The organism is Mycobacterium sp. (assembly GCF_049683935.1).
Lineage (GTDB): Bacteria > Actinomycetota > Actinomycetes > Mycobacteriales > Mycobacteriaceae > Mycobacterium.
The window spans coordinates 1-6,586 of sequence record NZ_JBAUJR010000422.1 but is presented as its reverse complement, the minus strand read 5'-3'; the positions used below and the strand labels follow the sequence as shown (position 1 = coordinate 6,586).

Sequence of the window (6,586 nt, the reverse complement as noted above, 5' to 3'; positions counted from 1 at the left end):
CTGACGCGCCGCGGCCGGAGTGCACCCGAGAACGTCGGCCACGCCGTCGAACGGCACCGAGAAGCCGTCGTGCAGCACAAACGCCACCCGCTGGTCGGGCGTCAGGCGCTCCAGCACCACCATCGCGGCGAACCGGGCATCCTCTGCGGCCACCACGGCAGCCAACGGGTCCGTGCCGTCGAGACCCGTCACCACCGGTTCGGGCAGCCACTCGCCGACGTAGGTCTCCCGACGCCGCGCCGCCGACCGCAACCGGTCCAGACCCACGCGGCTGACCACGGTCGTCAACCACGCCTCGAGATCGTCGATCGACGTGTCGCGGTGGGCATCCCAGCGCAACCACGCTTCCTGCACGATGTCCTCGGCGTCGACAAGCGTGCCGGTGAGTCGGTAGCCGACCGCGAGCAGGTGCGGCCGCAACTGCTCGAACTGCTCGACCCACGCGCCGGCGGTCATCCCACGAGTGTAGATCCCGACTCCACGGAGTCACATCAGCACGAATCTCGTTGCAAAAATGCTATATGACAACGATTTACGTGTATAACGCGCGCAGTCACCACCGGAACCGTATATTGCGCGCATGGCAATCATGGAGGAACCGTCGGCGCCCGCCGTCGGCAGCAAGGGCCTGCAGGCGGGGGCGCTCGGTCTCGTCGGCAATGTGGTGATCGGCTTGGCGGCAGTCGCGCCCGCCTACAGCCTGGCGGCCACCCTCGGCTACGTCGTGCTGGCCGTCGGCGAGAAGGCGCCCTCGATGTTCGTTCTGGCCTTCATCCCGATGCTCCTCGTCGCATTCGCCTACAAGGAGCTTGCGCAGGACACTCCTGACTGCGGCACCACCTTCACCTGGGGCACCAAGGCATTCGGCCCGTGGATCGGCTGGATCGGCGGCTGGGGCCTGGCCGTGTCGGCGATCATCGTGCTGGCCAACGTCGCCGAGATCGCCGCGATCTACCTGTTCAACTTCCTCGGTCTGGACGGCCTCGCCGAGAACGTCTTCGCCAAGGTCGGCCTGGGGTGCTTCTTCATCATCGCGATGACGGTGGTGTCCGCGCGCGGCATCGTCGTCAGCGAGCGGATCCAGAACATCCTGATCGCCATTCAGTTCGGCGTGCTGATCACGATCAGCGTTATCGCGCTGATCCGTGTTTTCGCGGGCAATGCCGGCGCCCAGGCCATCTCCCCGCAGCTGTCGTGGCTGTGGCCCAGCGGGCTGGACGCCTCGTCGATCGCCGCGGCGATCATCTTGTGCATCTTCATCTACTGGGGCTGGGATGCGTGCCTGGCAGTCGGCGAGGAGACCAAGGACCCGGGCAAGACCCCCGGCATCGCGGCACTGATCACCACGGTGATCTTGGTGTGCACCTACGTGCTGGTCGCCTTCGCGATCCAGTCGTTCGCCGGCTTCGGCTACGTCGGAATCGGCCTGAACAATCCGAACAACACCGACGATGTTCTCACTGTGCTCGGCGGGCCCGTCGCCGGCTCGATCGCCGCCTCCGCCCTGTTGCTCACCGTGTCGGTCTCGGCGCTGTCGTCGACGCAGACAACGATCCTGCCCACCGCCCGCGGCTCGCTGTCGATGGCGGTCTACGAGGCCATCCCCAAGCGGTTCGCCAACGTGCACCCCCGCTACATGACGCCGGCGTTCGGCACCATTGTGATGGGCGTCGCGGCGCTGTCGTTCTACCTGGTGCTGACGCTCCTGTCGGAGAATGCGCTGCTCGACTCGGTCGCCTCCCTCGGCCTCGCGGTCGCGTTCTACTACGGAATCACCGCCTTCGCCTGCGTCTGGTACTTCCGCGGGACTCTGTTCACCTCGGCGCGAAATCTGTTCTTCAGGGGCATCTTCCCGCTACTGGGCGGGCTGTCGATGGCCGTGGCGTTCGGCATCAGCGCCAAGGACATGATTCAGCCCGACTACGGCTATACCGCTTTCGGACCCGTCGGCGGGGTTTTTGTCCTCGGCATCGGGATGCTGGTACTGGGCATCCCGCTGATGCTGGCATGCTTCGCATTCGGCACCAAGCGGTTCTTCCGTGGTGAGACACTGAACGCGAGCACCGAAGTCAAGGTCCCGGACGTCTACTGATACATCACTGAAAGAGCAGGAACAGCAATGCATCTGACAGTCGGCTACCTAGCCACCCCGACCGGCGACGACGGCATCGCACTGGCCAGCGCGCTCGCCAAGACCTTCGACGCCGACGTGGACGTGCTGCTCGTCGTCCGCGAGGAACTGCCCGACGGCCATCCCGGCCGTGCGGACTACCAACAGTTGCTCGTCAATCGCGGCAAGGATTGGGTGTCCAAGGCGGTCGCCGCGCTGGCGGCCGACGGTGTGACCGCCGGGTCCACCGTGACAGTAGGCGAGTCGTTCGCCCAGTCGCTCATCGATTTCGCCGAGCAGAAAGCTTCCGACCTGATCGTCGTCGGCGGCGCGCGGGACGGCTTCTTCGGCCGTCACACCATCGGCCCGGTAACCAATGCGCTGCTGCACTCCTCGCCCATCCCGGTGGCGCTCGCGCCGCGCGGCTACGCCGAGGACCCCGACGAGGCGATCGACGCGGTGACGGCCGCGGTGCCCACCCGGGCGGGCGACGACAACCCGTTGCCGTTCGCGATCACGCTGGCCAGCGCTGCCGGGTTGCCGATCCGCATGCTGTCGCTGGTGTCGGCGGAGAACCTGTCGGAGGCGGGCAGCGCCGGCGAGGTCAGGCAACTCCAGGTCGCGGCCGCCGAGGAAAACCTCGCGATTGCGGCGCGCGCGCTGCCGGAGTCACCCGAGATCACGTCGCTGGTCGCCGACGGCATGACGCTGGAGTCGGCGCTGAAGAAGCTCAACTGGGACGACGGGGACCTGCTGGTGGTCGGCTCGAGCCGGTTCGCCGCTCCGAGTCGGATCTTCCTGGGGTCGACGGCAGCACGCATCCTGGCCGGCGTGGACGTGCCGGTGATCGTGGTGCCCAAGAGCGGGTAGCGCGGCCGCGGAATAGCATTCCTGGCTGCGATTTCGGGCCCGATCACGACCCGGAATGCTATTCCGCGGCCACCTCAGCGCTGGGTGAAAACCGTTCGGTGCCAAGCTTTGTCGACCGTGCCGGTGATATCGCTCATCACATGCTTGATCGACAGGTACTCCTCTAGCGAGTACTGGCTCATGTCCTTGCCGAATCCCGACGCGCCGAAGCCCCCGTGTGGCATCTCGGAGATGATCGGGATGTGATCGTTGATCCACACGCAGCCCGCGTGGATCTCCCGCGACGCCCGCTGCGCCCGGTACACATCACGCGTCCACGCCGAGGCCGCCAGCCCGTACACCGTGTCATTGGCCTGCCGAAGAGCGTCGTCGTCATCGGTGAACGACCGCACCGTCAGCACCGGGCCGAAGATCTCGTCGCGGTACACCTCGGAGCTCTCGGACACGTCGGCGATCAGCGTCGGCCGGTAGAACGAGCCGGGCAGGTCCGGCGCGACCCCGCCGGTCACCACGCGCCCACCCTGATCCGACGCCCGCGACACCATGCCGGCCACCTTGTCCCGATGTGCAGTGGTGATCAGCGGGCCCAGGTCGGTGTCGGGGTCGTGCGGATCGCCGACGACGACCTTGCCCATCACCTCGGCGACACCGGCGACGAAGTCGTCGTACAGATCGCGTGCGACAAGTGCCCGGGTGGCTGCGGTGCAGTCCTGCCCGGTGTTGATCAGCGAACCCGCGACGGCACCCTGGATCGCCGCGTCCAGGTCGGCGTCGTCGAACACCACGAACGGCGCCTTCCCGCCGAGCTCGAGCTGTGTGCGATGCCCGTGCACCGCGGCGGCCGCCATCACCTTGCGCCCGACGGCCGTGGACCCGGTGAACGTCACCATGTCGACGTCGGCGTGGCCGGCCAGCGCGGTACCGACGTCGGCGCCGGCACCGGTGAGCACGTTGAACACCCCGTGGGGCAGGCCTGCTTCACTGGCCAGGCGCGCCAGCGTCAGCGTCGTCAGCGGGGTGATCTCGGCAGGCTTGATCACCACCGAGCAGCCCGCCGCCAACGCGGGCAACACCTTCCACACCGCCATCTGCAGCGGGTAGTTCCACGGGGTGATCGTGGCGACCACGCCGACGGCCTCACGACGGATCGACGACGTGTGGTCGCCGGAGTACTCCGCGGTGGCCTTGCCCTCGAGATGGCGGGCGGCGCCGGCGAAGAAGTCGATGTTGTCGATGCTGCCGGGGACGTCGAACTCGCGTGCCAGCCGGACCGGCTTCCCCGTCTGGCTGACCTCCTCGGCGATCAGCACGTCGGTGGCCTCGTCGGCCAGCTTGGCCAACTTGGCCAGCACCGCCGACCGCTCCGCCGGGGTGGCACCGGCCCAGTCGCGCAGGGCGGTGCGCGCCGACGCGACGGCGGCGTCGACGTCCTCCAGTCGGGCCAGGGCCATCTCGGCGACGGCCTCACCCGTCGCGGGATTGACCACCAAATGCTCCGCGCCACCGGTCAGCACCGGCGCACCATCGATCCAGCTGCTCGCCACAGTCATGGCCCAACGCTATCGCGACGCCCGGCCCGAAGCTACGCATTACGGTTGCGTCACCCACTCCAAACAAGCGATTTCATGGTGATGGTTGCTTGGCACGACGGATTCCGTGCACAATCAGTGTCATGGCCAACCCCGGGGTTCCGCATGTCGTCGGCCCCGTCTCGTTCCGTGTGAACCAGTCTCGTCCAGGGGCCGCATTTCAGCTCGACGACCTGTCCAAAGCGATCATCGAGAAGCTGCAGCAGGACGGCCGCCGCTCGTACGCGGGCATCGGCAAGGCCGTGGGCCTGTCCGAGGCCGCCGTGCGCCAGCGGGTCCAGCGGATGGTGGACGCCGGGGTGATGCAGATCGTCGCGGTCACCGATCCGATGCAATTGGGTTTCGCCCGCCAGGCCATGATCGGGATCAAGTGCACCGGCGACACCACCAAGATCGCCGAGAAACTGGCCACCATCGAGTCCGTCGACTACGTGGTGCTCACCGCCGGTTCGTTCGACGCCATCGCCGAGGTGGTCTGCGAGGACGACGACAGCCTGCTCGAACTGCTCAACACCAAGATCCGCGCGCTGCCGGGAGTGATATCCACCGAAACCCTTGTCTATCTGAAACTTGTTAAACAGCAATATAATTGGGGTACACGATGACTATCGTTTCCGAAACCGAACAAATCACCACCGGCGACCTGGGCGCCAAGGCCGACCGCCACCTGTGGGGTCACTTCGCCCGTCACGGCGAAGGCATCACCCCGACGATCATCACCCGCGGCGAGGGTGTCCACGTCTGGGACAGCAACGGCAACAAATACATCGACGGCCTGTCCGGGCTGTTCGTCGTCCAGGTCGGCCACGGTCGTGCCGAGCTGGCCGAGGCCGCAGCCAAGCAGGCCGAGTCGCTGGCCTTCTTCCCACTGTGGTCCTTCGCCACTCCGCCTGCAATCGAGCTCGCCGAGCGGATCGCCGGCTACGCGCCGGGCGACCTCAACCGCGTCTTCTTCACCACCGGCGGCGGCGAGGCCGTCGAAAGCGCCTGGAAACTGGCCAAGCAGTACTTCAAACTGACCGGCAAACCGGGTAAGTACAAGGTGATCTCGCGGTCCATCGCCTACCACGGCACCCCGCAGGGCGCGCTGGCCATCACCGGCATCCCGACGTTCAAGGCGCCGTTCGATCCGCCGACCCCTGGCGGTTTCCGCGTCCCGAACACCAACTTCTACCGGGCTCCCGAGCAGTTCAGCTCGGATCCCAAGGCGTTCGGACGGTACTGCGCTGACCGGATCGCCGAGGCCATCGAGTTCGAAGGCCCCGACACCGTCGCGGCGGTGTTCCTGGAGCCGGTGCAGAACGCCGGAGGCTGCTTCCCGCCGCCGCCCGGATACTTCGAGCGGGTCCGCGAGATCTGTGACGAGTACGACGTGCTGCTCGTCTCCGACGAGGTGATCTGCGCCTACGGTCGTATCGGATCGATGTTCGCCTGCAACGACTTCGGCTACGTTCCCGACATCATCACCTGCGCCAAGGGTCTCACGTCCGGGTACTCGCCCATCGGCGCGATGATCGCCAGCGACCGGTTGTTCGAGCCGTTCAACGACGGTTCGACAGTCTTCGGCCACGGCTACACCTTCGGCGGTCACCCGGTGTCGGCGGCCGTGGCGTTGGCCAACCTCGACATCTTCGAGCGTGAAGGGATCAACGACCACGTCAAGCAGAACGCCTCGGCGTTCAAGGCGACGCTGGACAAGCTCTACGACGTCCCGATCGTCGGCGACGTCCGCGGCGAAGGCTTCTTCTACGGCATCGAACTCGTCAAGGACAAGGCCACCAAGGAGACCTTCGACGACGACGAGTGCGAGCGGCTGCTGCGCGGCTTTTTGACACCCGCGCTGTTCGAGGCGGGGCTGTACTGCCGCGCCGACGACCGCGGCGACCCGGTCGTGCAGCTGGCCCCGCCGCTGATCAGCGGGCAGAAGGAATTCGACGCGATCTACGACATCCTGCATGGCGTGCTGACCGAAGCCAGCCGCCGGATGTAAACCCCTCCGCCGGAATTGCATTCCAGC

Annotated in this window: 6 protein-coding genes; 4 read left to right on the top strand and 2 right to left on the bottom strand. The window is 66.6% G+C overall.

Features of this window, described 5'->3' with window-relative positions; translation table 11 throughout:
- Nucleotides 1–456 (bottom strand): sigma factor (locus tag WA965_RS23810; RefSeq protein WP_526448140.1); only part of this gene is annotated, 456 nt, incomplete at its 3' end.
- A gap of 124 nt (nucleotides 457–580) precedes the next feature.
- On the opposite strand from WA965_RS23810, the gene WA965_RS23805 reads away from it, so the two are divergent.
- Together WA965_RS23805 and WA965_RS23800 are read left to right on the top strand one after the other, a co-directional pair.
- Nucleotides 581–2,092, top strand: coding sequence for an amino acid permease (locus tag WA965_RS23805; protein ID WP_526300914.1), 1,512 nt, complete (start codon nucleotides 581–583; stop codon nucleotides 2,090–2,092).
- A gap of 27 nt (nucleotides 2,093–2,119) precedes the next feature.
- Nucleotides 2,120–2,980 carry a universal stress protein gene (locus tag WA965_RS23800; protein WP_526300912.1) on the top strand — a complete coding sequence of 287 codons (861 nt, stop codon included), beginning with the start codon at nucleotides 2,120–2,122 and terminating at the stop codon, nucleotides 2,978–2,980.
- A gap of 74 nt (nucleotides 2,981–3,054) precedes the next feature.
- Here WA965_RS23800 and WA965_RS23795 read toward each other — a convergent pair whose 3' ends face one another.
- A complete protein-coding gene (locus WA965_RS23795; protein ID WP_526448139.1) occupies nucleotides 3,055–4,530 on the bottom strand; it encodes an aminobutyraldehyde dehydrogenase in 1,476 nt (491 codons plus the stop codon).
- Nucleotides 4,531–4,652: 122 nt separating this feature from the next.
- Here WA965_RS23795 and WA965_RS23790 point away from each other — a divergent pair, with 122 nt between their 5' ends.
- Nucleotides 4,653–5,174 (top strand): Lrp/AsnC family transcriptional regulator, encoded by a 522-nt coding sequence (locus WA965_RS23790; protein WP_526297007.1) that lies wholly within the window; start codon nucleotides 4,653–4,655, stop codon nucleotides 5,172–5,174.
- Complete coding sequence (locus WA965_RS23785; RefSeq protein WP_526297009.1) at nucleotides 5,171–6,559, top strand: aspartate aminotransferase family protein; 1,389 nt, start codon at nucleotides 5,171–5,173, stop codon at nucleotides 6,557–6,559. Before WA965_RS23790 ends, WA965_RS23785 begins: the two co-directional genes overlap by 4 nt.
- Nucleotides 6,560–6,586: the final 27 nt, after the last annotated feature.

What these genes read in the sequence shown, in the direction of transcription:
- WA965_RS23805 (WP_526300914.1), top strand. Translation starts at nt 581, where the DNA reads ATGGCAATCATGGAGGAACCGTCGGCGCCCGCCGTCGGCAGCAAGGGC.
- WA965_RS23800 (WP_526300912.1), top strand. Translation starts at nt 2,120, where the DNA reads ATGCATCTGACAGTCGGCTACCTAGCCACCCCGACCGGCGACGACGGC.
- WA965_RS23795 (WP_526448139.1), bottom strand. Translation starts at nt 4,530, where the DNA reads ATGACTGTGGCGAGCAGCTGGATCGATGGTGCGCCGGTGCTGACCGGT.
- WA965_RS23790 (WP_526297007.1), top strand. Translation starts at nt 4,653, where the DNA reads ATGGCCAACCCCGGGGTTCCGCATGTCGTCGGCCCCGTCTCGTTCCGT.
- WA965_RS23785 (WP_526297009.1), top strand. Translation starts at nt 5,171, where the DNA reads ATGACTATCGTTTCCGAAACCGAACAAATCACCACCGGCGACCTGGGC.